This is a genomic window from Microlunatus endophyticus (assembly GCF_014646195.1).
GTDB lineage: Bacteria > Actinomycetota > Actinomycetes > Propionibacteriales > Propionibacteriaceae > Microlunatus > Microlunatus endophyticus.
In genome coordinates this window covers 170,726-195,925 of the sequence record NZ_BMMZ01000009.1, presented here as the reverse complement: position 1 = coordinate 195,925, position 25,200 = coordinate 170,726, and the positions used below count along the sequence as shown (strand labels likewise).

The following is a 25,200-nucleotide window of genomic DNA, read 5'->3' as shown; positions in this document are numbered from 1 at the left end:
AGGAAGTATGTGGCAAGCAGCGGTGGCACAGCTCTGCGAGCAAGGTGGGATCCCCGGGGCCGTCGTCGCCGTCGGCGGCGGTGGCGAAGTCGCGGACCGCGCGGTGTACGGCGTGTGCGATCTGGGGTCGGGCACTCCGGTGACGAGCAAGACGGCATTCGGAGTCGCGTCGGTGAGCAAGAGCTTCACGGCGGCGGCGATTATGCAGTTGGCGGCAAGCGGTGCACTGAGCCTTGATCAGCCAGTCAAGGATCACATCCCTGAGATCGTCGACCTTCCGGTTCTGCATGGAGCGGATGTGCGGGTGCGTGACCTGCTATCCCACGTCGCGGGCCTGCCGCCGTTGGCCACCCGATTCTCCGTGCTGTCCGGCGGTGGCGACGCGCAAGCCCCACGCCGACCGGACTGGGTGGCTGACGCTCCGGCGAGGATCTCATCGCGCGCGCACCTGTTCGAGTACTGGCGCTCGCTCCGCGAAGTGGAACCCCTTGGCGTGCCCGGGGACGTATTCAGCTACTCCAACGAGGGCTACGTTCTCTTGGGCATCCTCGTCGAGCGGCTTTCCGGTATGCGACTCGCGGACTACGTCCAGACCCGGATCTTCGCGCCTCTGGGGATGACACGGTCGGCCTATAACCGATCCTCCTACGTCGCAGCCGATGCCTGGGCGGTGTACCACACCGCCCAGACCGGCGATCCATCGGCGTCGGGGTGCGTGCGCGCGCCTGCACGCTATTACGAACCTCTGTGGCATTCTGCTGGGGGCGTACACGCCACCGCTGATGATCTTGTGCGCTACCTGCGTCTGTATGAGAGTTCGGGCAGTGAGCACGGAGAGCGTGTTCTCTCCTCGGACGATGCCCAGCAGATGCTGACGCCGAACACCGAATCGACCTTGCCTGGCGTGGAGTACGGAGCAGGTTTCTGGGTCGGATATGTCGATGGGGAACGCTTCGTCTACCACGGTGGTAGTGGAAAGGGAATCTCGGCCTACGTATGCCTGTTTCCGGATTCGGGCCGGTCGTGCGCTGTGGTGGCCAACGTGTCTGGGGCCAGAGTGGAGCAGATGGCCGCGACCGCAATGCGGGGGCACTTTGGGGTTGATATCTCCGAGGTGCACAAAGCGTGGCGTGCACGCTTGCCAGGTGGAGCGGTCCGACCGGACTATCGAGGTGTCTTCCGCAGCGACGAGGGCGTTAGCCTCAGCATCAATGGTGATGAAGTGATCGTTTCGGGTGATCCGGCACAGGTGACGTCGGCAGATCCTTCCGGGCTGGTCATACGAAGCCGCCGAGGTGACGACTTCATCGGCTATCCGACCGCGTTCAAACCCGGAGCAGCAGTCACCTTCGGTGGGCGGGTACTACGCAACGTCGGCTAATACCGACAGCCGCGGGGATGGACACGCGTCTGTGCGTACCGCCTCTGAGGGTTTCAGCCAACCCTGGGATGGCACGGCGACGAAGTCCCTGGCCGGGGAGCCGAATCAACCCTGCTGGTTCCGTCTGACCGTGCGCCTGGAGCTGCGGTGACTGATGTCAGAGTTCCGCGATGCCGCGCCGCAGATGAGGGAGAGGACAGCCCGGTCGGGCACGGAGAGTCGGTCTACCCGAGGCTTCGATGGCGACACGGTCAGGATGGTCCCTGATGGGATCTCGATTCTGCGGGTAGGTCTCTTACCAGGCGCCGCAGGATCACCTAGGAATCCTCGGAGCTGAGGTCCCGCCGGTCGAGCACCCGGCCGGCGGGACCGCCCCCGCGGAATGCCTCAGACCGTATGACACTCCACGGCTTACACCGTAACGCTCGACAGGGACACTGTCGCTTGGTCACGCCCCGCTGCCCGAAGTCCGCGACAAATCAGCCATTGGCTGCGCCGGCCATCGGTCGGTGTGATCGTTCACGAGCTTGGCCGGGACTATCCGAAGCAGGTACTGCCTGAGCGGCCGAGAAGCTGTCACCAGTCATCGTCTACGTGTCTCACCAGTGAACAGCGGTGGCGTGGCCCGCCGTCGCAGCAGACGCCGGCGCATCCACCGGAACCCGATGACTGCCAGGAGGAAGAGGAAGACGCCGAGCCATCCCCACAGGGGGCCGATCGACCAGCCGCCGAGACCGAGTCCGATGCCCGCCATGAGGAGTAGGCCGAGGAAACCGCCGTACCGCGCGAGTGCCTGGCCACCGAGCCAGGCGGCAACCACCAGCACGGCCGCCAGGATCAGCGAGAACACACCCAGCCCGCCGTAGGCAAGACCCGAGTCGGCCAGGATGGCGCCGATGATGGCCATCACTCCGCCGATGACGGCCCCCGAGGCGATGATCAACTCGAGTATGGTCGTCCAACGGCGGATACGGCGCTCGCTGAAGCGATAGTCGAGGTCGTTGGCTGACCGCCGGTTGTGCCGGCGATTCCTCTTCGATGATCGGCTCATGTCCTGTGTCGCCCGTGTACGGATTCGCCCGTTCTGACTCGCCCTCGTGGATTCGGACGTGCTGGGTCAACCAGCAGTTCCGGAGCGTGACCGCCCGGGGACACTGCGACCGGCATCCTGGGCGAGTACTCCGAGAAGGATACGGGTGGTCGTCGCTCCGTACGGCGGATTGTTGAATGACGCTGCCTGGGTTGTCTACCCATGTAGGGGCGTGCGGAGGGTGAGTTCGCCGGGCAGGAGTGTGAATTGGGCTCGGGTGATGTGGTCGATGATGTCGCCGTCGAGTTCGATGAGTTGTGGTTGGTCGAAGGTGGCTTCGAATTCCCTGGCTTGAGCGTGGGTGGCGCTGCGTGAGCTGGGCAGCCCGCGGGGTGTTTTGCCGAGCCGGTGTCGTCTGCGGTGGACTGCGCCGTTGGCGGCGAGTCGGATTCCGATTGGGGTCCAGCCGGATAGTCGGCGACCTGGTCGCAGGATGACGACATCGAGCAGGCCATCATCGACGGCTGCTGCGGGCATCAGCACGACGTCGCCGGTGAGTACACCGCAGTTTCCGATGATCATCGTGTGGGCTGTCATGGAGCGTTGGTCGTTGTGGTTGATCCGGTACCGCACGTCGAAGGACTGGTTGGACAGGATCGATCGGGCGATGGGTGGAACGTAGGCCAGCCAGCCGACCAGTGACTTCAACGAGGTGTTGCTGTGCAAGGCCATCGCAGCATCCAAGCCGACTCCGGCCATTGCCAAGAAGATGTGCTCAACCACTTTGCCTGTCTCATGTTCGAGTGTGGCTTTGATGACGTCGATGTGTCGGTCCTGGCCGGTGAAGGCTGCCGACACCGCCTGGTCCAGGTCGGTGAGCGGCAGCCGAAGGTTGCGGGCCAACAGGTTGCCGGTTCCGGCCGGCACGATGGTGACGGGCACCGTTCGGCGCAGTTCCTGGGCGGTCGTACGGACAGTGCCGTCGCCGCCCACCACGAGCACAACGTCAGGAGAGGCCTCGAGCGCGTCCCGTGCGGCTCGTCGGCCCGAGTCGTCTCGCGCGGTGAAAAACCACCGGCTCGGATTCCAGCCGGCCGCCTGCTGTGCCCGTTGCACAGCATCTCGAAGGCGGCCCAGGTTCACGTTCGTTGGATTGACGACGACGGCGGCAACAGGCAAGTATCAACTCTCCGTTCGGCTGAGGCGATCGTAGAGCCCGACGGAAACCGCACCCACACCAGATCGGCCCGCCGTGGGCCCTGGCATCTGGCGGGGGCGAGTACCTTCTTCTATGCGGTGGTGGGCGTGCTGCTCACCACCGGGCGGGCCGATGCCGGCATCCTTGCCGACGCCGAGCCCTGGAACAAACGGCTCGTTCGTACGACCGTGCCCAAGCTGCCGCGGCCAGAACTGGACGCCGTGCTCGTGCGGCCGGACGGCTACACCTGCTGGACATCCGCCTCACACGCGCCCATCACCGACACGCTGACGACCTGGTTCGGAGCCGCCTCCTGAGCACCGTACCTGTGCCCACCGAAACGCCAGCTATCACCGCGGTTCTCGCGTTCACCTTGCTACGCAGCAGGCGTTTGCCCCGATTTGTCGGGGGCTGGCACCGGCTGTCGCGATTGTGAATGTGGGATTCATCCTGTTGATCTTCTTCGGTGCGAACCCGCAAAGTTCTACAGCGCTCTCGGTTGGGGGAACAGTGCCTTGATCGCCGGGCTGTTCGGGCTCTGGAGGGGGAGTGCCGGGTTTGTGATCCTTCGGCTGGGCGGCCGTCCGTCAGCCGACGACACCTGACTGCGACCATCTGCCGCCCGGGTCCGACCATGGACGAGCACCTTGGCATGATGTCCAGGTGACCTTGCACGCCGATGACCACACGGCCGACCGCTCCCGCTATGACTCCATGACCTATCGCCGAACCGGGTCGAGCGGCCTGGATCTGCCTGCCGTGTCGTTGGGACTCTGGCACAACTTCGGCGGCGATGTGCCCCTGGATCGGTCGCGGGCGATCTTGCGCCGCGCGTTCGATCTCGGCGTGACGCATTTCGACCTGGCCAACAACTACGGCCCGCCCTACGGGTCAGCCGAGGTCACGTTCGGCCAGCTCTACGCGACCGACTTCCGGCGGTACCGCGATGAGTTGATCATCTCGACCAAGGCCGGCTACGACATGTGGCCGGGGCCGTACGGATCTGGCGGCGGCTCGCGGAAGTACCTGCTCGCCTCGCTCGACCAGTCGCTGGCCCGGATGGGCCTGGACTACGTCGACATCTTCTACAGCCACCGGTTCGATGCGACGACGCCGCTGGAGGAGACGATCGGCGCCCTCGACACCGCCGTGCGCCAGGGCAAGGCGCTGTACGCCGGCATCTCGTCGTACTCGGGTGAGCAGACCGCCCAGGCGCAGGCGATCGCTCGGCAGCTCGGCACCCCGATCCTGATCCACCAGCCGTCGTACTCGATCACCAACCGGTGGATCGAGGAGGACCTGGTGGACGTCTGCGGTGATCTTGGCATCGGCATCATCGCGTTCTCCCCGCTCAGTCAGGGATTGCTGACCGACAAGTACCTCAAGGGCATCCCGGCCGGTTCCCGAGCAAGCCGCAATGACGGTCTGCGTACGCAGGCGGTCAGCGACGAGATGCTGACATTGCTACGGGCTTTGGGCCGGATGGCCAAGCAGCGCGGCCAGTCGATCGCCCAGCTGGCGCTTGCCTGGGCGCTGCGTGACTCGCGGGTCACGTCGGTGCTGATCGGTGCCTCGAGCGTGGCGCAGCTGGAGGACAGCGTCGGCGCGCTTGATCACCTCGACTTCACTGGCCAGGAGCTCACCAAGATCGACAAGCTCGCGGCGAAGGCCGGCGTCACGCTCTACCGTTGAGCCCGATCCACCGCCGGGTCCGGTCCGGCGTTCAGATCTGCAGGTTGGACACGACCATGTTGTGGTCTGAGGGCCGGGCGTTGTCCGGGTTGCTGAATTTGTTGACCCACTTGGTGAACTTCTTGACCCGCTTGACCATGATCACGTCGAGCCTGGAACCGCCGGAGGCGAGTTTGGTGGACTTGAGGACCCGATCGAAGTGGTTGACCGTGGGATAGGCGTAATGGGTTCGAGTGGTGGCGGCGACCGCGTCATGGAAGCCGTATCCGACGAGCTTGTCGTGCGGTGCATAGCCGAAATCGTCGCGTTGCCAGGAGTTCAGGTCGCCGCCGAAGATCACCGGAAGCCGGCTGCGGTTGAGCTTGATGATCTTGTTCTCGATCGCGGTCACCTGCCTGACCCGCAGCCGGTTCCACTTCGCCTCGGCGGTCCTGGTGCTGCCGTGTCGATTGTCCAGGTGGGCGGTGACGACCCAGAATCTGCGGCCGGTCGACTTGTCGGCGAATTCCGCGTACGCGGCCGACCGCCGGTTGACCGCGGTGTCGCCTCCGGCGATCGGCAGATCGAAGGAGCAGGAGGCGTTCCAGCCTGAGGTGCCGGTGGTCTGCGGGCAGTGGCTGAGCAGGGTGAAGAGCCTGGAGTCGTAGAGGATCCGCGCTCCCTGGGTGCCGTGCGCGGTCCCGGGTTTGACATAGGCGGTGGTCCGCACCAGTCGGTACCGCTTGCCGCCGGTCTTCGCCAGTGCCGTCAGCAGGCTGGCGGTCTGGCGTTGGTGGCCGTCCAGGTGTCCCGGGTTGCCGTCGGCCCGACCCGGCCCCAGTTCTTGCAGCAGCACGATCCCGGGATGGGCAGACATGATGTCGGCTGCGACGTCGGTGACTCGCTTCAGCCAGGGTCGGGCATCATCGGTCGCCCGCGCCGTCCGGACGTTGAATGTGGCCACCCGAAGCGACGTGGTCGTCGCGGCCGAGGCCGCGGGCAAGGCCGGCAGGAAATCCCGGACAACTGGAAGGACGGCCGCCGCCTGCCCGAGCACTGGGACAAGCAGGGCGGCGGCGATCACGCGGGAGCTGCGGCGCATGAATCAGGAGCCTAGGCGAACCGCGCCCCCAGCGCTGGCGTTACCTCATCACAGGGCCGATCCGCCCCAGGCACCCAGTTGCGACGAGGCGTGTTGGGGCGGCTGCTGGCCACCGGTCCGCGGGTGTCGTCCGCCCCGAGATCGGCGCGTGCCGGTTGGTGCTGAGTCGCCCGTCCAGGTTCCAAACGCCGCGAGCGACTCCTCGGCAACGGACGTCGGAACCGATCGGCGGATGGTTCCGGCGCCTGTCGTCGTCGCCGACACCGCGAGTTCGTAGCGGAAGATCAAGACCGCCCACCTGCAACATGGGCAGCAAGGCCGTCGAGCGCGACGAGCTCCTCGGTGCTCAGTGTCGGCAGAGCGCTGGTTTCACTGGGCGGCAGGCGTCTGCAGCTTTGATGCAGCGTGAGCCTGCCGCCATCGGTGAGACAGCAGCGAGGTCAATATCTTTACGCGGGTGATTCCCGGTCGGTTCAGAGTCCGCTGCCGATGTTGATCTGGGTGGTCATGGGGTCACCTCCTTGGTGGGTTGTGGGGTTGGTGGGGTGGTGGTTCAGAGTCCGCTGCCGATGTTGATCTGGGTGGTCATGGGGTCACCTCCTTGGTGGGTTGTGGGGTTGGTGGGGTGGTGGTTCAGAGTCCGCTGCCGATGTTGATCTGGGTCGTCATGAGGTCACCCCCTTCGCCGTTGTTGCCGCGTGTTCCGGACATCTCGCCCTCGGTCAGGTGGGCTCCGTTGAGCGCTGGGGCCGAGGCGGGTTGTGATGTAAGGATGGGGTGCAGGTCCACGCGTTAACAACGTGGCCGGCCCACTAGCATGACGGCCGTGACGCAAGGCGACGATCCCAACATCACGCCGGAGCTGTCGGTGGACGCGCTGCTGAAGTTGGCCAACGTCGTCCGCTTCCGGATCTACGTCGCCCTGCGTGCCTTCGGAACGCTCCGGGCGCGGCAGCTCGCGGAGTTGACCGGCGTGACCGAGACGAGCATGAACAGACATCTCGATGTCATGCGGGAGGTCGGTTTCGTCCAGGTCAGCCAGACCGGAAAGACGCGCCAATCCTGGTTGTGGTCCGCAGTCCCCGGCGGCGTACGCGTCGGACGGATCGAGGGCGGTGAGATCCAAGAAGCGGCGCTGGAATGGCTGCGTGCCGTCAGTGGCGGATACGGGATCATCGCCTCGCAGTGGCCGTCGGTGGCTGCCAGCTGGCCGCAGACCTGGCAATCTGCGGCCGAGACCTCGGACTGGGTGATGCACCTGACCGCGCAGCAGCTCGATGAGCTGGCTGCCGATCTGCGCGCGGTCGCCATGAAGTGGAAGCGAGCCTCCGAGGCCAACGAGACGGCCTGGTCCGACCAGCAGGCCGAGCCAGGGGACCCGGATTGGATCGCGCCGGTCGTCGTGATCCTCACCGCGATTCCTTATCCGCGCCGGCCGCAGTGAGCACGACTCGCGGCTGGACGCTGGGCGAGACTGTGAGGGCCGCCCCCCGGTGGGCCAGGATCTACCTGCCGAGCAGTGGACTCGACGGGTTGGTGGAGGCTCTCTGGCTCTTCACTCTGGGGTGGGAGGCCTCTCGCGCCGGATCGGCGTCGGGCCTCGTGCTCGCCGCCGGCGCCGTGCCGTCGATCGCGTTCGTGCTGTGGGGCGGCTCTCTTGCGGATCGGCTGGGAGCGCACCGCGTCGCAGTGTGGACGATGCTGGCTCGAGTCCTCATCCTGGGCGCGTGGGCCGCAATTCTGGTCACCGACGCTGCACCGGCCTACCTGGCGGCCGCCGTGGCATTCGCCACCGGCAGCGTGGCCGGCATCCATGACCCCGCAGTGTCCGCTCTCCCACGCCTGCTGGTGCCCGCTGCAGCGCTTGAGACGACGACGAACGCCCAACGGATCTGTATCCGGTTGGTGCAAACCGCCGGTCCCAGCCTCGGCGGCCTGATCGCCGGCTGGTTCGGCGTTGGAACGGTCGGTGTGGTTGCTGCCGCCGTAGGACTGCTCCCGTTGGCGGGATATGCGGCTCTTCGCCGAACTCCGGCGCCGCAGATCGATCAGCCGTCGTCTGCCGACCTGCATCACGGCGGTGGGGCCGGCAGCTCAGGCTCCCTGTGGGCAGGGTTTCAGTGGATCAGGAAAGACCCGGTGGTCCGGCGGACCCTCCCGGTCCAGGGCGTTGTCAACCTGACGACCGCTTCGATCCTGATGGCGGCGCTTCCGAGTCAGGCACGTGCATACGGGTGGGGCGCCGAGACATACGGACTCGCCGCCGGCGCCTTCGGCGCGGGGATGCTGCTGGGCAGTCTCGCCGCGTTCGGGATTCGAAGCCGCGCACCGCGTCGCAAGCTCGCGGTCGCCGTCTCCTGTGCCGCCCTGGCGAGCGTCATGGTCGCGGTGACCGGCTCGGCTGTCTCTGCGCCTCTGGCCATCGCCGCGGCCGGCCTCATGGGCTTGATGATCGGGCCGGTCGGCTCGGTGCTGACCGGATGGACGATGGCGGCCTCGGCCCGGTCGGACCCGACAACCTACGGGCGGGTGTATGCAGTGCTCCTGCTCGTCACCGTCGCCGGGGAACCGCTGGGGTTTGTGATCTTCTCGGGGCTGGCCAGCATCACCTCGACGGCAACGACAGCCATCATCTTCGGGTCAGCCGGCCTCATCGTTGCCATGTTCGCGCTGGCTGCGCGCGCCGTGTGGGTGGGCCAGGCCGGTTGAGGCCTCTTCCCGCTGGATGTACCGGGCCAGCGAGGTCGGCGTTGCCGCTCCGCCGATGTCGGGGTCGAAGAACCAGCTTGACGGAACGCCGGTCGCAACGATGACAGCAGCCACGGTGCTGAACCGCGGGTCGAGGATCTCGCCGCGGATCAATTTGTAGCAGTGGTTCTTGGAGAGCTCGCAGCCGGCGGCAGCCATCGCAGTCCGCAGTTGGGGGCCGTTCAGCCCGCTGAAGTCGATCGCGACCTGCGCCCGCTCGGCGAAGTTTGGAATGAGCACGAGCACCATAGTACATCTAGAAGATACCTCAGAAAGCTGCAGAGGCTTTGCAAAGTTGCTGTATACGTGCATTAAAGTAGGGCGAACGAGGTCGTGGGGGGCGTCGAAGGTATCTTCTAGATGTACCTCAGCTTCGTGTGTGCGGAGTCACGAATTCAGTAGTGACGCCACACGGGGGGATGGTTATCCGCGCACGTGTCTGGGCTGGAGCCTCAGCTGAGAAGTGAGGGGCTCCAGCCCAGATGCCCGGGTTCAGGTGCCCGCAGTTCAACTCGTCGCGGAGCCGGCTCGATTCGAACTGGTTCTCTGGTGGACGTGGCTCGGGTTGCGGTGGGTCCGGCGTCCCACCCGGATGAGCGAGTCGGGGGTCTCGGTCAGAGCCGGGTGGGACGCGGCGACGAGGCCATAACCATGAGGGGGGAACCCTACTGGGCCTCGTCATCTTGAGGATACATTGACCCCTCGCCATAACCATACTCAATCCCACGGCCGGAGATCCCTAGCCTGTCGAATTCGTCCGGATTCCGTCCAGAATTCGAGTCCTATCCGACAGCCGGGCACACAACATGCGATCATGGTCCGAGCTCTTCGGTGGTGTGTTGTGTCGGTGGTATTCGGGGGAACAGCCGAATGCGATACCACACCGGGAGCTGCCCGGTTCGGTGATGCTGCCGGTCGCCGGCCGGCGACCGGCAGCACTACGGGACCGCTGGGGTGAATGGACCGGGCAGCGTTCGTCGAGGGCCGTACGCAGGCGTACCCAGGTCACTCAGCGCGGGCCGCCGATGGGTCGTACGAACCAGCTCTTCATACTCCTGGTCCATCCGTACGCAGGCTCGATGCGCGAGCCGCGGAATGGTCACGGCCGTGGGCCGCCAGCATCCTGGAATGCCACCGCCACCTGAAGCGTTCCACCCGGCGATGCACCACGTCGGCGTCGACGTGCCCGAGGTTTCGGCCTCTTCCATGCCCGTTGACGTAGACCAGGAGCACCCGATGTCTGCACATTCGAACCGGTCGACCCTGCGCTGGTGGGTCTTGGCCACTGTCGCCATCGCACAGCTGATGGTCGTCCTCGACAGTTCCGTGGTGAACATCGCCCTCCCGTCGGCGCAGAAGGACCTCGGCTTCAGCAATGGCGACCGGCAATGGGTGGTGACCGCCTACTCGCTGGCCTTCGGCAGCCTGCTGCTGCTCGGCGGTCGGCTGTCGGACATCGTCGGCCGGCGGGTCACCTTCATAGTCGGGCTGATCGGTTTCGCCGGGTCCTCGGCACTGGGCGGGGCCGCGGCGAGTTTCGGCATGCTGGTGGCGGCTCGTGCGCTGCAGGGCGCCTTCGGCGCCATCCTCGCACCGACCGCTCTCGCCGTACTGGCCACGACCTTCACAGTCCCGCGTGAGCGGGCCAGGGCGTTCGGCGTGTTCGGTGCCATTGCCGGTGCCGGCGGCGCGGTCGGGCTGCTTCTCGGCGGATTCCTGACCCAGGATCTCAACTGGCGCTGGAGCCTCTACGTCAACGTCGTGTTCGCCATCGTGGCCGTCATCGGTGGCCTGCTGTTCGTCCGGGTGCCGGCGCGAGCCGAGGCCCGACCGCGGTTGGATGTACCGGGCGCAGCATTGATCAGCGGTGGCCTTTTCGCCTTGGTGCTCGGCTTCTCCAATGCAGAGACCGACGGCTGGGGGGCCGCGCAGGCTTGGGGACTGCTGGTCGCGTGCGGCGTGCTGCTCGTGGCGTTCGTACTGTGGCAGCTGCGCGCCTCGCATCCGTTGCTCCCGCTCGCGGTGGTGCTGGATCGCAATCGCGGCGCCGCCTATCTCTCGATCCTCATCGCGGGCTCCGGGATGTTTGCACTGTTCCTCTTTCTGACCTACTACCTGCAGAATTCGCTCGGCTACGACCCGATCAAGACAGGTCTGGCATTCCTGCCGATGATCGGCATGCTGATCCTCAGCGCCCAGCTCGGCACCAACATCTTCAACCCGCGCTTCGGACCGAGGATCCTCGTGCCGATCGGCATGCTGGTGGTCGCTGTCGGTCTGGTACTGCTCACCCGCCTCGGAGCGCACAGCAGCTACGCCGCCGATGTCCTGCCCCCGCTGCTGGTCATGGGTGCCGGTATGGGTTCGATCATGCCGCCGTCCATCCAGACGGCGACCCTCGGCGTGGACCGACACTTCGCCGGCATCGCCTCGGCCCTGGTGAACACCAGCCAGCAGGTCGGCGGATCGATCGGCACCTCGCTGCTCAACACGATCGCCGCGTCTGCCGCGACCGCGTACGTCGCGGGGCACCGGCCTCCGGCGCCGGACACCGCGGCGCTGGCGATGCTGCACAGCTACACCACCGTGTACTGGGTCACGGCCGGGATCTTCGTCGGGGGCGCCCTGCTGGCGGCCTTCCTCTTCCGCCGGCATGTGCCCGCCGCCGCCCCGGTGCCGGAAGTCGTGGAGTCCGCTGTCGCGGCGTGACGAGCGCAGTGGGCGTATGCGATCGGGCTGATCTTCGACCCGCTCCGCCCCGGCGCAATGGAGCCGATCAGGGGCAAGAATCAGTCCAGGTCGATCTTGCGGAGAAGATCTCGAGGGTCCTGACCTCCGTGGCGTTGAGATTGGTGAAGGAGAACGTCGGCGAGCTGGACTCGAGCTCTCAGCTTCCACTGCAACCACGTGGCGTTCCTGGTGCCCGTCGTCGCCGTGCTCGCCGTCCTCGGTGCGGTCAGCATCCGCGATGCGGATGCAGCTGCGACCATGAGCCCGCGCGGCTCACCCCAGACACGGTAACGAGAACAATTACTGTTCTCGAATCACCGAACGACCTCCCATCCGGTACGGCACCTGGCCAGGTCGCGCTCAGTCGGTACTCAGGGCAGGACTGCTGACCGCATCGGCACTGCGGCGCGGCGACCCGGGGCGACAGTGGCCGGCGGATACCGTGATCTTCGGCGATGTCCCGCCACGTGGACGATGCAACCGACGCTGCAACGAGGACAGGTCCTGTGAGCCACATGCACTCTTCGGATCATCCGGTGGGGGTGGCCGCTGCTCGTCGACAACGCCGCGCGCTCCGGCTGATGATCATCATCCTGGTCCCCCTCGCCGCCGCCACCGCGATCGGTCTGTACGCGTTGTGGCCGCGCGATGTCTCGGCCCATCTCCAGGAGAATGCGTCGCAGTACTCGGTCCCGGGATTGACGTTGCCGACCGGCGAGATCACGAAGGTGCAGCCGATATCCTGCAGCGGCCAGGTCGGATACATCCCGGATACTGCCGGGGACGGCAAGTGCGCCAAGCTCACGGTACGGGTGCTGGAGGGTCCGGGTGAAGGCCAGCTGACCCGGGTCACCCTGACACAGGCGCAGTTCGCATCCGGCGCGACCGTCGGCCAGAAGGTGAAGCTCGCCCGGGTGCCGGGCGGCAGTCGCGCCCAGGCGTCGTACGAATTCTCCGACTTCGAACGTACAGTGCCCCTGTTCGCCTTCGGCCTGCTCTTCGCGCTGGCGGTGATCGTCGTAGCGCGCTGGCGAGGCCTGGCCGCGATGGTCGGCCTCGGCTTCGCCGGCTTCGTCCTGATCAGGTTCATGTTTCCCGCGCTGGTCAGCGGTGAGAACCCGATCCTGGTCGCGCTGGTGGGTTCATCGGCGATCGTGTTCGTCGTGTTGTACGCGGCGCACGGCTTCAGCACCCGCACGACAACGGCCCTGGTCGGGACCCTCTTCGGGTTGCTCCTCACTGCTGCCCTTGGTTGGGTGGCGACCCGATGGGGGCACCTCACCGGTGTCGTGACCGAAGACGACTACCTGCTGGCCGCATCGGCTCCGGATCTCAGACTCGCCGCCGTCGTGATGAGCGGGATGATCGTCGCCGGGTTGGGTGTCCTCAACGACGTCACTGTCACGCAGGCGTCCGCCGTCTGGGAGTTGGCGGCAGCGGATCGTGAGCCCCGGAAGCTGTTCTCCCGGGCGATGCGGATCGGCCGTGATCACATCGCATCCAGCGTCTACACCATCGCCTTCGCGACGGCGGGCGCCGGACTGTCGACCCTGTTGTTGATCACGGTCTACCGGCGTCCCCTGGGCGAGGTCGCCCAGACCGAGGCGTTGAGCGAGGAGATCCTGCGAACCCTCGTCGGGGCGATCGGGCTGGTTCTGGCGATGCCGCTGACAACCATGATCGGCGTCGCCGTCGTGCGCGCCAGTCGGCACGCCGACCAACCCGATCAGGCCGATACACGGCCCGGCCGCCCGGTGACGGAGGTCAGCACGGTGGCTCCGAGACCGACCCCCGGGGTCCGGACGGCTCGGACGCGAACGCAGGAAGCGGCCCTCCCCCGACCGAGCGAACGTGCGGGCGCCCCTCGCCCGCCGAAGCAACGCAAGAGCGCGATGACCTTCGACGACTTGTTCGGTGACGATCTCTGACCGGTCCTCTAACCCGATCCCAGAGAGCCGGGGGGCGGTCGGCCTGCCGGGTAGGCTCACGTTCCGGAGGTGGAGGATGGCGCCGCGTCGCAGGAATACTCAGCAGCGAGCTCTGATCGAGGCCGAGCTGGCCGACTGTCAAGGATTCGTCAGCGCACAGGAACTGCATGCCCGGCTCCGGGAGGCGGGCAATCCGGTCGGCCTGGCCACCGTGTATCGCAACCTCAACGACTTCGCGGAGTCCGGCGCCGCTGACACCATCCAGATGAACGGCGCCGAGCAGCTCTACCGATATTGCAGTGACCAACATCATCACCATCTGGTCTGTATCGACTGCGGGAAGACCATCGAGATCGGACCGGAGCACGAGGACTGGGTCGAATCGATCGCCCGCCGCAAACGGTTCACGCTGGTCAGCCACACCATCGAGATCTTCGGCCGGTGTTCCGATTGCCGACGCAGTCTGCGCGAGCGGGAATTGACCGCGACGAAGTGACCCTGGCCGACCGGCCGGGGGAGCACAAACTTCGGACACCCGGCCCCGGGTCGGTGACCTATGCAGACCGCGCGCCTGTTGGCCGGCGCGGCGTTCTCATTGAGATCGATTGCCGATCGCTCCCGGCGATAGTAAAAGTCAATCTCAATAAGAACGGGATGGATCGATCACGGCTCGACACCCCGCCGTGGTCTGCGGTATCGGAATGGCAGCGGCGCTCACCGGGCTGGCACTCCTGACGGCTTGGAGCAGCTCGAGCCCGACGTGGGCGGCAAGATCATCGCGACCTTCAAGAAACAGTACAGCGGCACCGGCGTCGTGGTCACCAAACGGTGGCGGACTACTTGATCGATGCCTCCGGCCTGGACAACAGGACGCCGTGGAGCATGCAGGCGGCGACCATGAACGATGCGGATCCGGCACCGCAGGACATCGCCCTCATGTTGATCATGCTGTGTTGATCATGCTGTGTTGATCACGCTGTGTTGATCACGCTGGTTGATCACGCTGGTTGATCATGGTCTGGGCCGCAGGCCGTCGAGGAGGATGTCGAGCAGCCGACCGGCGGTGACCGTGCCGCCGGACTGCCGGGCCACGGTAAAAATCCCGATCAGACTCGCCGCGACCTCCTCGGGCGTGATGTCGGACCGCAGGTCTCCTGCAGCGCTGCCCGCGTCCAGGATCGCCGAGATCGCCCACAGGAGCTCGTCCCGGGTCCGGGCATGGGCGAGGTCGCCGCACTCGATCATCGTCAGCAGCGTGTCGAGCATGCCGTTCTTGGTGGCGATCCAGTCGCCGAAGAGGTCCATCCAGGCCCGCAATGCCGCCGCAGGCGTGGCCGCGGCGAGCAACTCGCGGGCGCCGCTCGTCAGTCGGACGACCTGGTCCCGGTAGACCGCCTCCACGAGTGACTCGCGGGTCGGAAAGTGCCGATACAGCGTCGCGATGCCGACCCCTGCCTCCCGCGCGATGGCCCGCATCGACGTCTCATTGCGTCCGGACCCGAGGACACGGGTGGCGGCTGCCAGCAGCTGCTCGCGATTGCGGGCCGCATCGGCCCGGGACGGACGGGGCTCCTGCTCGGTCAAAACGGATCACGCTCCGATTCGTGCTACGGTCGATGAAACGGATCATAGTCCGTTTCGTACTGGGCCCGTGAGGAGACGAGACACATGCACGAGCAGAACGACGGCACAGGAGATCCCGCAACCGGTTCCACGAGACGGGATCGCACCAACAGGGCGGTCCTGCTCGAGGCGTTCGGCGGACCGGAGACGCTGGTCGTCCGGGAGGTGGCCGAGACCCAGGCCGGACCCGGCCAGATCCGCGTCCGGGTCACCGCGGCGGGGTTGAATCCCATGGACTGGGTGATGACCTCCGATCCCGAAACGGCCGCGCGGTTCGGTCTGAGCCTGCCCTGCGGATTCGGCACCGACTTTGCAGGTGTGGTCGACCAGGTCGGTGCGGGAGCGATCGGCTATGCGACCGGAGACCGGGTCTTCGGCGCAGCCCTGTCCCGGTCGGTCGCCGACCATGTCGTGATCGACGCGCAGGGCGACATCGTGGCCGGCGTCGCTCACCACACACCGGACGATGTCGACGATGTGACCGCCGCAACCCTGGCGATCGCCGGCAGCACCGCCGCCGCCGCTCTCGCCGTCCTCGACCTCGGTCCGGAGGACGTGCTGCTGGTCGGCGGAGCGGGCGGGGGAGTCGGCGTGTTCGCGGTCCAACTCGCGGCCATCGTGGGTGCCCGGGTGATCGGGACCGGGTCGCCGGCCTCGGCCGAGCACCTGCGGAGCCTGGGGGTCGAGCCGGTGGCGTACGGCGACGGAGTCATCGACAGGATCCGGGATCTGGACATCGGCCCGGTCACCGCGGCACTCGACCTGCACGGCACCGACACGGTCCGAGTGGCGCGTGACCTGGGAGTCCCGGACCAGCGCATCTGCACCATCGCGGCTCAGCTCGACGGGGTGCCCGCCGCCAACGGTGCGAACGCCGGCCCGGCCGCGCTGGAGAACATCGCCGATCTGGTCGCGGCCGGTCGACTGCGGGTACCCATCGCGGCGACCTTCCCGATCGAGGACATCCGCGAGGCCGTCGAGTTGCAGGCCGCCCGGCACGTCCGCGGTAAGGTCGTGATCGACCTGCTACGCGCCGGCTGAATCCGCCTCCGCCGGCCGTTCATAGCGTCTATAGACCTCGGCCGCGGCCTGGTGGAAACCCGAGGGCTGGCCGGCCTCGGCGAAGGTGTGGGCGATCTCGGTCATCTCCGCGGTCCACCGCCAGCCTTTGGCCACGGCCGACCGCTCCGCCGCCTCGGCGCGCTGCAGCAGATCCGGTTGGGACCGCCGCCATTCCTCCAGCAATGCTGTCTCGACGCCGTGCCCGCGGGCGGATCCGCGGAGTGCGAGCAGCAATGCGGCACTGCCCTTGGTCCAGGCCGCGTACGTCATCTTCAGCGCCGACGCCGCAGTCGCATCACCGTCGAGGGCGACAGCCTCCAACGGGCCGCCGTCCAGCAGCGGGACCAACTCGGCGGCGCCCGCCCCGGAGAGATACAACCGGGTGCGGTTGCGCTCGCTGGGAGGCGATCCGATCACCCCGCCGTCCACGTAGCGTGCCGCCGACACGGTTGCCGCGACCTTCGCCGCAGTGCCGGGTGAGATCGCATTGGCATCCAGGTAGGTCCCGGAGAATCCTTGTCGAGCAACGGATTCCGCGACCTCGATCGCGGCGTGCGGCGGGCAGATCGAGATGATCAGATCCGCTACCGCGGCCATCTCCCCGATCGTCCCGACATCCCGCAGACCGGCGTCGGCAGCGCGCCGTGCGGTGCTCGGGCCGCGGCCCTCACCCGCCCACACCACTTCGACATCCCGGGCCCGAAGCACAGCACCGATCCCGGCGCCCATCTCCCCCGGATGCAACACACCGACCGTCGTCACCACGACCTCCAGACCGTTCCTGTGCCTTCCGGCAGCCTCTCGCACCGCCCGGCGCTGTGCAACCTATGCTCGGGGTGATGAGACTTCCGGCAACTCCGACGGGCTGGTCCGTCCGCGATCTGCCGGTCCTCGCGGGCCGTACGGTGATCGTGACCGGCGCCAGCTCCGGAATCGGGGCAGCGACCGCCACCGCATTGGCGGCCGCCGGGGCCCGGGTGATCGCCGCGGTTCGCGACGTCGAGCGCGGGCGGACCGCTCTAGCGGGCGTGCCCGGAACGATCGAGATTCGGCGACTTGATCTTGCTGATCTGGCTGCGGTCCGGTCCTACGTCGCGACGATCTTCGAACCGGTCGACATCGTGATCAACAATGCCGGAGTGATCGGCGGCCGGTTGCGCCGGACCGCCGACGGTTTCGAGCTCCAGTTCGGCACCAACCACCTCGGTCACTTCGCGCTGACCGGACTGCTGCTGCCCATGATCACTGACCGGGTGGTGACCGTCGCCTCGGTCGCGCATCGCCATGGCCGGATCGATCTCGCCGACCCGAATTTCGATCATCGCCGATATCGAGCCGGCACGGCGTACGCGCAGTCGAAGCTGGCGAACCTGCTGTTCACCCAGGAACTGCAGGCCCGACTGGACGCTGCCGGATCCCCGGTCCGTGCGCATGCGGTGCACCCGGGTGCCGTTGCCTCCGGAATCGTCGATCGCTTCGGTCCGATCGCCCGCGCCATCGGACCGGTCATCGTCCGCAGCTCCGCCGAGGGCGCGCTGCCCTTGCTCTATGCGGCGACCCAGCCGCTGCCTGGCGGAAGCTATGTCGTGGCAGGTCCCCGGCATGGCGCAAACAGCGGCCCGAACCTCAGCCGGCCTTCGGCGACAGCGCTCGACCGGGAGCTCGCCGCCGACCTCTGGACGCTGTCCGAACGGCTGACCGGGATCCGGTTCGCGATCAGTTCTGCGAGCTGAGCCGGCCGGTCGCCTCGTACTCGGTGATCACCGCGACCTTGGCAGCCGACGGCGACTGCGGATCGAACCTGTAGCCGAGCCAGTCGGTGACCAGCCTTGCTGCCAAGGGAAATCCGACGACCCGCTCGCCCAGTGCCAGCACCTGACAGTTGTTGGACAGCACCGATCGCTCCAGCGAGAACGGGTCGGTCGCCACTGCTGCCCGGACGCCGCGGACCTTGTTCGCCGAGATCGCCTCACCCAGCCCGGTACCACCCAGCACGACCGCGCGATCGATGGCGCCGTCGCGGATCGCCTCGGCCGCCCGGATGCACGGAATCGGATACGGGGTGTGATCATCAGCGTCCCGGACGCCGAAGTCGATCACCTCCACAACGCGTTCGTCGTCGCGAAGCACCTCCGCCAGATGATCTCTGAGTGCGACTGCCGCATCATCGGTCGCTATGCCGACGCGGAACCGCGCCGGTTGCTGGTTCGTTGTGCTCATCGCTGCCTGGCCTTCATCCTCGGGTTGCGCTTGTTGATGACGAACGTGCGCCGGCCCCGTCGGACCACCTGAGAGCCCGGCTGCTTCTTCAACGTACGCAGCGAATTGCGGATCTTCACCTGAACGCTCCCATCGAGAAGTGATTGCGTTGCCTGCAACGCAATCCGGCCACGAGTATTCCCACCGCCCGAACCCGTACCGGCATCCCCGCTGTCCGTCCACCGGTTGGATTACGCCCCCAGGATTACGCCCACGGAACTACGCAGATGTGCGTATTCCTCCGCACCACGGCCGTGGTGCATGCTCCAAGAGATCGTGAGCTGGATCACAGACGTCACGGGAGACTCGTCTCGGGGGTGAGATGGATGGTGAGCTTCGTTGACCGGGCTCTGATCACCCTTATCGACCCCACCGCGATGACGGCCCTGCTGACCGCCGGCGCCGCAGGCCCGTACCCGCGCCTGCAACGACTGGTCGACTCGGTCTACCAATCCGAAGTGGTGACCACCAGCGGGGTGACCGATGTCAGCACCACCTCGGTTCAGCCGGTCCTGCGCTTCGACGCATTGGAGACGATGTCGCTGACCCACACCGCCAGTCAGCCGGCATACGCGCTGTCCGAGCTGCGCGGGACCCGTCGTCGCGGCGGTCCATCGACCTATGCGGACCTGCTGGCATCGCTGTCCCTTCAGGTCACCGTCGCCCGGGACGCGGGCGGCATCGACAGCGTCGGCTTCGAGCCGATCGAGGACATCCAGAGCTTCGCGGATTTCCAGTCCCGCTTCCAATACCTGGACCTCGACGGATTCCTCGCCGAACACCGGATCACGACGCTGGAGGAACTGCGTTCGCGCTACGAGTATCTGCGAGGGACGATCCAGCTCCGTAAGCCGACCGCCGCCCAACTGCAGCCGTCGACGGTCACGGTGACTGTGTCGCTGGCCTGCGTTCTGAGTGAGGAACTTGACATCATGCCGGCACTGCGGGCGGCAACCGGTTTGCGGGCCGCTGTCGATGCTGCCGACTCGGGCCGCACCGATGCACTCTTCGGTCCGCCCGTACACGCCGCAGCAGTCGCGGTGATCTTTCCCTCGGCGGCCCTGGGCGCGGGTGTGCCGACCGCCGACCAGATCGACGCGGTCTGTGCAGGACTGCAGATTCTGCCGCTGTTCGCATCCCCGCCGTGATCGGCGCCGTTGATCTTGATCTGCCCGAATCCACCAGCCGTCAATGTGACGTTCCCATGAATCCACCAGGAGTGCCCATGGCCACCACCCAGAGGCCACCGGCCGCCGCGACCAAGCGGTCGGCCAGCAAGCGGTCGGTCTCGACGACCAAGCGCTCGGCGTCGGCCGCCAAGCGTGCTGCCAAGCGTCCCGAGGACACCGAGAGGCGTTCGACCTCGAGGTCCGACCGTCCCGCACCGGCCAGCCCCGAACCAGCCAGCCTCGAGGAGCAACCGGTCACCTACATCGCCCGTCAACAGCGACGCGAGCGCCTCCGGGCCAGGCTTCGCAAGAACCACTGAGAGAAGTCCCATGAGCGTCAAGTACATCCGAGTCAACGCCGTCGCGAATCTCTTCGCTCCGGCCGTACGGGCCTACGGAAACGTCGGGATCGTCGGCACCGTCACACCGCCGACTCCCGCTCCCACCGATCTGGTCGACGTCGCCATACCGGTCGTCTTCACCGATCCGGGGGAGGCGCAGCGCCGGGCACCGGGTTCGCTCGGCGACGCGGTCGCGTACGCCTTCGCCCAGAGCCCCGGTCCGACCCAGGTGACCGCCGTCCGAGTGGACTCTGCGGCTCCCGACTGGCCGGCCGGCCTGATCACCCTGAGCACCCGCGACGTCCAGATCGTCGCCGTCGCCGGGTCACCGTTGAATGCCACCAGCACGGCCACCGGGGGCGCTGTCGCGTCGCTGGTCGATCATGTCGTGGGCGTCTCCAACACCGGTGGCGACGGCATGGAACGGATCGGCGTCGTGATGCTCGACAAGGGTGTCAGCGATCCGACGGTCGTGGCCGGCTCGCTGGCCAACGAACGGATGGTCTACGTCGCGCACAAGAGCGACCAGGACGTCGCGGCCGCGGTCGCCGGCACCATCGCGGGTTACCAGCCGCACATCTCGATGTTGCTCAAGCCCGTCGCCGGCGTCGACTCCGACCTGTTCACCGGCGCGGAGATCGACCAGCTCAACGGATCGGAGACCTTCGACAGCGGGCCGGCGGGTTCGGGTGTCGTCTGGCTGGACGACCCGCCGCTGATCCCCGGCCACGGCCTCTACCTCGGCGAGGGTTACACCGGCAATCCCGGCGGCAAGAAGTACATCGACATCGTCCGAACCATCGACAACGTCTCCTTCCTGCTCAAGGCCGAGCTGATCGCCTCGATCGGCAACCTGCGGATCAGCCGGTCAGGCCTGCGGGCTCTGCGAGCGACGATGGCCGCGGTCCTGAACCCACTCGTCGACCAGGGCGTCATCGAGGGATACGACCTGACGATCCCGATCCTGGCCCTGCTCGATCGCGATCCCACCAGCCTCACCGCCGAGGAACTGGACGAGATCAACAACGCCCAGAGCCAGCGAGTGGTCGAGGTGCTGGCCTCGGTCGACTACGCCGGCGCGATCCACCGGCTCGCCATCGACCTCAACTTCTCCTAGAGGACTCCACATGCCTGACTGGAACACCAAACTCTCGGTGAAGCTCGGTACGGCGCCGGTGTCGCCGGTGACCTCCTTCACGCCGACCTTCACCACGGCTCAGACGCCGTTGCACAGCATCGAGGCCGATAACGTCGGCAGTATCCAGGGAGCGACGACCTACACGTTCGTCATCGTGCTCCCGGCCAACAGCGCCGCCGTTGCGACGTTGACCGCCAACGCGATCACCCGCACGCCGTTCACCCTCACCGTCTCCGAGGACTCCGGCACCGACTGGGCATTCAAGTCGCTGACCTTCGACGGCTGCCAGGTGACCCAGGCGCAGCCCTCGACGATCACTGTCGACGGCATACCGCAGTCGACCTTCACCTGCCTCGCCCTGGGCGCGACCGTCGAGTTGCCGTCGTGAGCAACGAGCAGGACCTCGGCCGAGGCGCCGACCCGATGCCGGAACAGTCTGCGGGTCGGGCTGAGCGAGAGGCCGGGAATCAGGGCGAGGATCAGGCCGGCGAGCAGGTCGGCGGCATCCACTTCCACTTCCCGATCGACATCAGGCTGGTCGACGGTTCCGACGGCGACCTCGTCGACCAGGTCGTCGAGCGAGTCTTCGACGAACTGCGCCGGGAACTGGAGCGCCGGGCATGACCGGACCGACCGCCGCCATCCCGGCGTGGAGTTCGAATCCGCCCGTACTCGTCGGGGCGGTACCGCTCTTCCACGTCCAGTCGATCGTCCTCACCGAGGGCTACAAGACCGCCAAGCTGGCCGGCAGCTGGTGGGTGCAACTGCTGGCCCCGGACACCAAGACGATCGACATCACCGCCTACCTGATGGGCGAGCAGCGGCTGATCTACAAGAAGGCGCTCGAGGCGCAGGCGCTGTTGGTTCGCGGGCTGTCCGCCGTCGGGGCGGTCGAGGCGTTCGCCGGCATCGCAGTCGTCTCCGGCCTGACGGTCAGCACCGACATGCAGATCACCAACCTGACATTCACGCACAGCATCGAGAAGGGCCGCGAGGTGATCTTCGTCGTGATGAAGCTGACCCAGGTGCCGCGAACCGTGCTCTCCGCACTGCTCGGCGAGGCAGCCGACATCGCTCTCACCGCGACCACCGCCGCGGTCACCTCCAGCCTGGTTCCCAACCCGGTCACCCGAGGGGTGTGACCATGACCGAGCTCGCCCAGCTGCCGGTCGATCCGGACGAGGGCTTCCCGCAGGCGTTCCTGTTCGCCTTCGGCGGTACCACCTACGGCATCACCTGGTACGTCGACGCCGCCGAATCGCAGCTGCCCGCGGCCCGGGCCGCCGATCCGACCATGATCATCGACGTCACCGGCGACCGGTCAGCAGACGCTGTTACGGCGAAGAATCCCGCCCCACAAGGAATCCTGGTCCTGACGGTCGACCGACGCGACGCTGACGCCATCACGCCGTTGCTGCGGCGCAGAGTGATTCCCGGCCTGAGCTACGCCGCAGGTCAACTGCTGCTGGTCGTGCGCACAGCGACGATCGCCCTCGGAAATCTCAACGGAACCGGAAGCTACGGATCAGTGCTCGACGTGGGAGTCGGGCCGATGGCGGGTGCGGCATGATCGCCCTGGCCCGACCCGTGATGCTCTATCACAAGATCGAGATCGACGTCGCCGCAGCCGGTAGCGCCATCACCGCCAGCTCGGTGTTCGGTCTCGGGCTGCCGCTGGTCGTGACCAACGCTGCCGGCACCTCGCTCGGTGGTGTGGTCACCGACGCCGACGTGACTATCACGCTGGCCGAAGGCGGTGTCGCCGACGACTTCACGATCGTCCTGTACGACCTGCCCGCGCCGGCCGTCAGCGCACTCAAGGCCAAAGTGGGAAAGGCCGACGCGCCGGGATTGAGCGTCACCGTCCGGTTGGGCTACCTGGACACGCCGACGACGGTCTACAGCGTCAAGCCGGTCCTTCGCGGCCGGGTCACCAAGATCACCGAGGCGACCAACGACGCCGGCCGAGGGACTGTCACCCTCACCGGTGAGGAGGAGGTCGGGTACGTGCTACGGACCACGCGCGCCGCGGGCAAGATCGACAAAGGGGACGCCGACAAGCTGGTCACCGACCTGCTCGGCCTGGCGAAGACCCGGGCCACGACACTCGGCATCGCCGCGGAGAACCTCAAGGTCACCGCCGGCTCCAAGCTCGGCATCCAGCGCTCGGACTACACCGTCAACCACTACTCCGTGCTCGCGGCGCTCGCCGATCTTGCCGAGCAGGCGAAACAAGCGCTGGTTGTCAGTGGTGAGGGCGTTGCTTTCGGCGCGGCCGTCGGGGGTGGCTCGAACCCGGTGACCTTCGAGGCGACGACGAACACCGTCACCTTCTCCACCTCGACCAAGGAGAAGAGCGACGCCACCGCAGGTCCGGCAGCCGGATCCGGTGGCGCGAGCGGGTCGTCGCTGGCAGCTGCCGGATCAGCGGCTGCGGCCGCACTGGCGGGAGGCGCCAAGGATGCCGGCGCCACCGCGACCATCACCGCGCTGGGCGATCCGGAGCTGCGGGTCGGCCGGCCGGTGATCATCGCCGACGGCAATCCGACGTCGCCCTGGAAAGGCAAGACACTGCGGATCCAGCAGGTGAAACACGTCTACGACAGCAACAAGGGCTTCACCACCGAGGTGAGAGCGACGGCAGCGGAGTCCGGCGGCCCGGCCGGCGATTTCGCCGGTGCCCGCGGTGTGGTCGACGAGTGGAACAGGCAGATCGGCAAGGACCGTACGGCCAATCCGTCGGTCGACATGGGTGAGGTGGCGTCCTACGTCGCAGGATCCGCGGCGACCCCGACCGACGCCGGGCACCGGACGACCCTCCACTACGGACCGAAGCCCGATGATCAGAAGCCGGATGGTCAGAAGCCGGGGGCCCAGAGCACACCGACCCCTGCAAGCGGTGCGGCGAAGCCGCCCAAGGAGTCGCCGAGCACCGACCAGGAGATCACCGACGACATCCGCAGCGATCTGCTCAACCGGCCTGTCGCCTCGATCTTCGCCTTCGACAAAGTCGGTCTGATCACCCCCGTCTACCCGAAGATGCGGGCCGTGCTGGTCCACAACGGCCAGGCCACCAACGACGCCATCGTCGCCGGATGGCTGTGGCCGACCAAACCGGCGATGACACCACCGCCGAGCCAGACCGGCGACTACTGGCTTGCACTGCCCACCGAGCTGGACGGCGACGGACTGCCCACCGGCAAGGGTGTCAACGACCTGACAGACAAGAACGGCAACCGGGTGATCACCGCCCGATCGACACGGATCGTCGTCGGCCAGTCAGCTCTTGATGACGTCGGGAAGCGACCGAAGGTCACCGAGCCGGACAGCCTGGTGATCGAGCACTCCAGCGGGACCAAGATCACCGTCGACAAGGACGGTGGCATCACGATCGACTCGGCAGGCGAGGTCAAGCTGACCACCCAGAGCAAACCCATCACGCTCGGAAACGGCTCCGTCGCGGTCAAGATCGACGGCGCCTCGGTCCAGGTGGGACAGTGATGGCGACTTCGGTGCTCACCGCGACGGACCTCCTGCAGTGCTCACACGGCGGACCGATCACCGTGATCGTCGCACCCAGGCGCAGCCTGTCCGCGGGTGGGAGCCTGGTCATGGTGCAGTCGGACCTGACATCGGCGGTGATCGCCTGTCCGAACGTCAACGCTCCCTGTGTCTCGATCACCTCGGTGATCTCCGGAGCGAGCCAGGTGCTCACCGTCGACGGCTCCCCGGTGCTGCTGGCCGATGTCCAGGGTGCGACCAATGCCGGCACCTGGAAGGCCACCAGCCCCGGCTCACCACTACTGAAGGCATGAAGCGC

29 protein-coding genes are annotated in these 25,200 nt (G+C 66.8%); 21 read left to right on the top strand and 8 right to left on the bottom strand.

What is annotated here, in order from left to right:
* Positions 1 to 7: 7 nt before the first annotated feature.
* The gene (locus IEY07_RS17420) at positions 8 to 1,381 is read left to right on the top strand and encodes a serine hydrolase domain-containing protein (RefSeq protein ID WP_188896670.1); all 1,374 of its coding nucleotides are present in this window, start codon (positions 8 to 10) and stop codon (positions 1,379 to 1,381) included.
* Positions 1,382 to 1,964: 583 nt separating this feature from the next.
* Here the strand turns inward: IEY07_RS17420 and IEY07_RS17415 are convergent.
* On the bottom strand, positions 1,965 to 2,432 hold the full coding sequence (locus IEY07_RS17415) for a hypothetical protein (protein WP_188896669.1): 468 nt from the start codon (positions 2,430 to 2,432) through the stop codon (positions 1,965 to 1,967).
* 195 nt (positions 2,433 to 2,627) lie between these two features.
* Positions 2,628 to 3,590, bottom strand: a complete 963-nt coding sequence (locus IEY07_RS17410; protein WP_188896668.1) for a diacylglycerol/lipid kinase family protein — start codon at positions 3,588 to 3,590, stop codon at positions 2,628 to 2,630.
* A gap of 120 nt (positions 3,591 to 3,710) precedes the next feature.
* Here IEY07_RS17410 and IEY07_RS17405 point away from each other — a divergent pair, with 120 nt between their 5' ends.
* Together IEY07_RS17405 and mgrA are read left to right on the top strand one after the other, a co-directional pair.
* Positions 3,711 to 3,926 (top strand): aromatic-ring hydroxylase C-terminal domain-containing protein, encoded by a 216-nt coding sequence (locus tag IEY07_RS17405; protein WP_188896667.1) that lies wholly within the window; start codon positions 3,711 to 3,713, stop codon positions 3,924 to 3,926.
* 397 nt (positions 3,927 to 4,323) lie between these two features.
* On the top strand, positions 4,324 to 5,301 hold the full coding sequence (gene mgrA, locus IEY07_RS17400; RefSeq protein ID WP_229670234.1) for an L-glyceraldehyde 3-phosphate reductase: 978 nt from the start codon (positions 4,324 to 4,326) through the stop codon (positions 5,299 to 5,301).
* 31 nt (positions 5,302 to 5,332) lie between these two features.
* Here the strand turns inward: mgrA and IEY07_RS17395 are convergent, their stop codons facing one another.
* Positions 5,333 to 6,382 carry an endonuclease/exonuclease/phosphatase family protein gene (locus tag IEY07_RS17395; protein ID WP_188896665.1) on the bottom strand — a complete coding sequence of 350 codons (1,050 nt, stop codon included), beginning with the start codon at positions 6,380 to 6,382 and terminating at the stop codon, positions 5,333 to 5,335.
* Between the two features lie 826 nt (positions 6,383 to 7,208).
* On the opposite strand from IEY07_RS17395, the gene IEY07_RS17390 reads away from it, so the two are divergent.
* Together IEY07_RS17390 and IEY07_RS17385 are read left to right on the top strand one after the other, a co-directional pair.
* Positions 7,209 to 7,826 carry a helix-turn-helix domain-containing protein gene (locus tag IEY07_RS17390; protein ID WP_188896664.1) on the top strand — a complete coding sequence of 206 codons (618 nt, stop codon included), beginning with the start codon at positions 7,209 to 7,211 and terminating at the stop codon, positions 7,824 to 7,826.
* A 32-nt stretch (positions 7,827 to 7,858) separates the two neighbouring features.
* A complete protein-coding gene (locus tag IEY07_RS17385) occupies positions 7,859 to 9,091 on the top strand; it encodes an MFS transporter (RefSeq protein ID WP_188896663.1) in 1,233 nt (410 codons plus the stop codon).
* Here the strand turns inward: IEY07_RS17385 and IEY07_RS17380 are convergent.
* Positions 9,023 to 9,370, bottom strand: coding sequence for a hypothetical protein (locus tag IEY07_RS17380; protein ID WP_188896662.1), 348 nt, complete (start codon positions 9,368 to 9,370; stop codon positions 9,023 to 9,025). The two genes, IEY07_RS17385 and IEY07_RS17380, sit on opposite strands and share 69 nt — an antisense overlap.
* A 566-nt stretch (positions 9,371 to 9,936) precedes the next feature.
* Here IEY07_RS17380 and IEY07_RS17375 point away from each other — a divergent pair.
* The 5 genes from IEY07_RS17375 to IEY07_RS24495 all read left to right on the top strand — a co-directional run bounded on the left by IEY07_RS17375 (position 9,937) and on the right by IEY07_RS24495 (position 14,745).
* Positions 9,937 to 10,275 (top strand): hypothetical protein, encoded by a 339-nt coding sequence (locus IEY07_RS17375; protein ID WP_188896661.1) that lies wholly within the window; start codon positions 9,937 to 9,939, stop codon positions 10,273 to 10,275.
* Between the two features lie 91 nt (positions 10,276 to 10,366).
* Positions 10,367 to 11,839 carry a DHA2 family efflux MFS transporter permease subunit gene (locus tag IEY07_RS17370; protein WP_229670227.1) on the top strand — a complete coding sequence of 491 codons (1,473 nt, stop codon included), beginning with the start codon at positions 10,367 to 10,369 and terminating at the stop codon, positions 11,837 to 11,839.
* Positions 11,840 to 12,375: 536 nt separating this feature from the next.
* A complete protein-coding gene (locus IEY07_RS17365; RefSeq protein WP_188896659.1) occupies positions 12,376 to 13,788 on the top strand; it encodes a YibE/F family protein in 1,413 nt (470 codons plus the stop codon).
* 76 nt (positions 13,789 to 13,864) lie between these two features.
* The gene (locus IEY07_RS17360; protein ID WP_188896658.1) at positions 13,865 to 14,284 is read left to right on the top strand and encodes a Fur family transcriptional regulator; all 420 of its coding nucleotides are present in this window, start codon (positions 13,865 to 13,867) and stop codon (positions 14,282 to 14,284) included.
* A 332-nt stretch (positions 14,285 to 14,616) separates the two neighbouring features.
* Positions 14,617 to 14,745 (top strand): hypothetical protein, encoded by a 129-nt coding sequence (locus IEY07_RS24495; RefSeq protein WP_268239239.1) that lies wholly within the window; start codon positions 14,617 to 14,619, stop codon positions 14,743 to 14,745.
* 54 nt (positions 14,746 to 14,799) lie between these two features.
* Here the strand turns inward: IEY07_RS24495 and IEY07_RS17355 are convergent, their stop codons facing one another.
* Positions 14,800 to 15,372: a TetR/AcrR family transcriptional regulator gene (locus IEY07_RS17355; RefSeq protein WP_188896657.1), complete on the bottom strand. Its 573-nt coding sequence runs from the start codon at positions 15,370 to 15,372 to the stop codon at positions 14,800 to 14,802.
* Between the two features lie 84 nt (positions 15,373 to 15,456).
* On the opposite strand from IEY07_RS17355, the gene IEY07_RS17350 reads away from it, so the two are divergent.
* Entirely contained in the window at positions 15,457 to 16,452 is a 996-nt protein-coding gene (locus tag IEY07_RS17350) for a zinc-binding dehydrogenase (protein ID WP_188896656.1), read from the top strand.
* Here IEY07_RS17350 and IEY07_RS17345 read toward each other — a convergent pair.
* Positions 16,438 to 17,235, bottom strand: a complete 798-nt coding sequence (locus IEY07_RS17345) for an NAD(P)-dependent oxidoreductase (protein WP_188896655.1) — start codon at positions 17,233 to 17,235, stop codon at positions 16,438 to 16,440. The genes IEY07_RS17350 and IEY07_RS17345 overlap by 15 nt on opposite strands.
* A gap of 77 nt (positions 17,236 to 17,312) precedes the next feature.
* Between IEY07_RS17345 and IEY07_RS17340 the strand changes: the two genes are divergently transcribed.
* Positions 17,313 to 18,206: an SDR family NAD(P)-dependent oxidoreductase gene (locus tag IEY07_RS17340; protein WP_188896654.1), complete on the top strand. Its 894-nt coding sequence runs from the start codon at positions 17,313 to 17,315 to the stop codon at positions 18,204 to 18,206.
* Here the strand turns inward: IEY07_RS17340 and IEY07_RS17335 are convergent.
* Positions 18,190 to 18,693: an RpiB/LacA/LacB family sugar-phosphate isomerase gene (locus IEY07_RS17335; protein ID WP_188896653.1), complete on the bottom strand. Its 504-nt coding sequence runs from the start codon at positions 18,691 to 18,693 to the stop codon at positions 18,190 to 18,192. The genes IEY07_RS17340 and IEY07_RS17335 overlap by 17 nt on opposite strands.
* Positions 18,690 to 18,812: a ribosomal protein bL36 gene (locus IEY07_RS17330; protein ID WP_188896652.1), complete on the bottom strand. Its 123-nt coding sequence runs from the start codon at positions 18,810 to 18,812 to the stop codon at positions 18,690 to 18,692. The genes IEY07_RS17335 and IEY07_RS17330 overlap by 4 nt, the downstream gene beginning before the upstream one ends.
* A gap of 246 nt (positions 18,813 to 19,058) precedes the next feature.
* On the opposite strand from IEY07_RS17330, the gene IEY07_RS17325 reads away from it, so the two are divergent.
* The 9 genes from IEY07_RS17325 (at position 19,059) to IEY07_RS17285 (ending at position 25,195) form a co-directional block, all read left to right on the top strand.
* Entirely contained in the window at positions 19,059 to 19,880 is an 822-nt protein-coding gene (locus IEY07_RS17325; protein WP_188896651.1) for a hypothetical protein, read from the top strand.
* 77 nt (positions 19,881 to 19,957) lie between these two features.
* Positions 19,958 to 20,221: a hypothetical protein gene (locus IEY07_RS17320; protein WP_188896650.1), complete on the top strand. Its 264-nt coding sequence runs from the start codon at positions 19,958 to 19,960 to the stop codon at positions 20,219 to 20,221.
* A gap of 10 nt (positions 20,222 to 20,231) precedes the next feature.
* On the top strand, positions 20,232 to 21,359 hold the full coding sequence (locus IEY07_RS17315) for a hypothetical protein (RefSeq protein ID WP_188896649.1): 1,128 nt from the start codon (positions 20,232 to 20,234) through the stop codon (positions 21,357 to 21,359).
* 10 nt (positions 21,360 to 21,369) lie between these two features.
* On the top strand, positions 21,370 to 21,768 hold the full coding sequence (locus IEY07_RS17310; protein ID WP_188896648.1) for a hypothetical protein: 399 nt from the start codon (positions 21,370 to 21,372) through the stop codon (positions 21,766 to 21,768).
* Positions 21,765 to 22,004, top strand: coding sequence for a hypothetical protein (locus IEY07_RS17305; RefSeq protein WP_188896647.1), 240 nt, complete (start codon positions 21,765 to 21,767; stop codon positions 22,002 to 22,004). Before IEY07_RS17310 ends, IEY07_RS17305 begins: the two co-directional genes overlap by 4 nt.
* A complete protein-coding gene (locus IEY07_RS17300) occupies positions 22,001 to 22,522 on the top strand; it encodes a hypothetical protein (RefSeq protein ID WP_188896646.1) in 522 nt (173 codons plus the stop codon). Before IEY07_RS17305 ends, IEY07_RS17300 begins: the two co-directional genes overlap by 4 nt.
* A gap of 2 nt (positions 22,523 to 22,524) precedes the next feature.
* On the top strand, positions 22,525 to 22,950 hold the full coding sequence (locus IEY07_RS17295; protein WP_188896645.1) for a hypothetical protein: 426 nt from the start codon (positions 22,525 to 22,527) through the stop codon (positions 22,948 to 22,950).
* Complete coding sequence (locus tag IEY07_RS17290) at positions 22,947 to 24,881, top strand: hypothetical protein (RefSeq protein WP_188896644.1); 1,935 nt, start codon at positions 22,947 to 22,949, stop codon at positions 24,879 to 24,881. The genes IEY07_RS17295 and IEY07_RS17290 overlap by 4 nt, the downstream gene beginning before the upstream one ends.
* Complete coding sequence (locus tag IEY07_RS17285) at positions 24,881 to 25,195, top strand: hypothetical protein (protein WP_188896643.1); 315 nt, start codon at positions 24,881 to 24,883, stop codon at positions 25,193 to 25,195. The genes IEY07_RS17290 and IEY07_RS17285 overlap by 1 nt, the downstream gene beginning before the upstream one ends.
* Positions 25,196 to 25,200 lie beyond the last annotated feature (5 nt).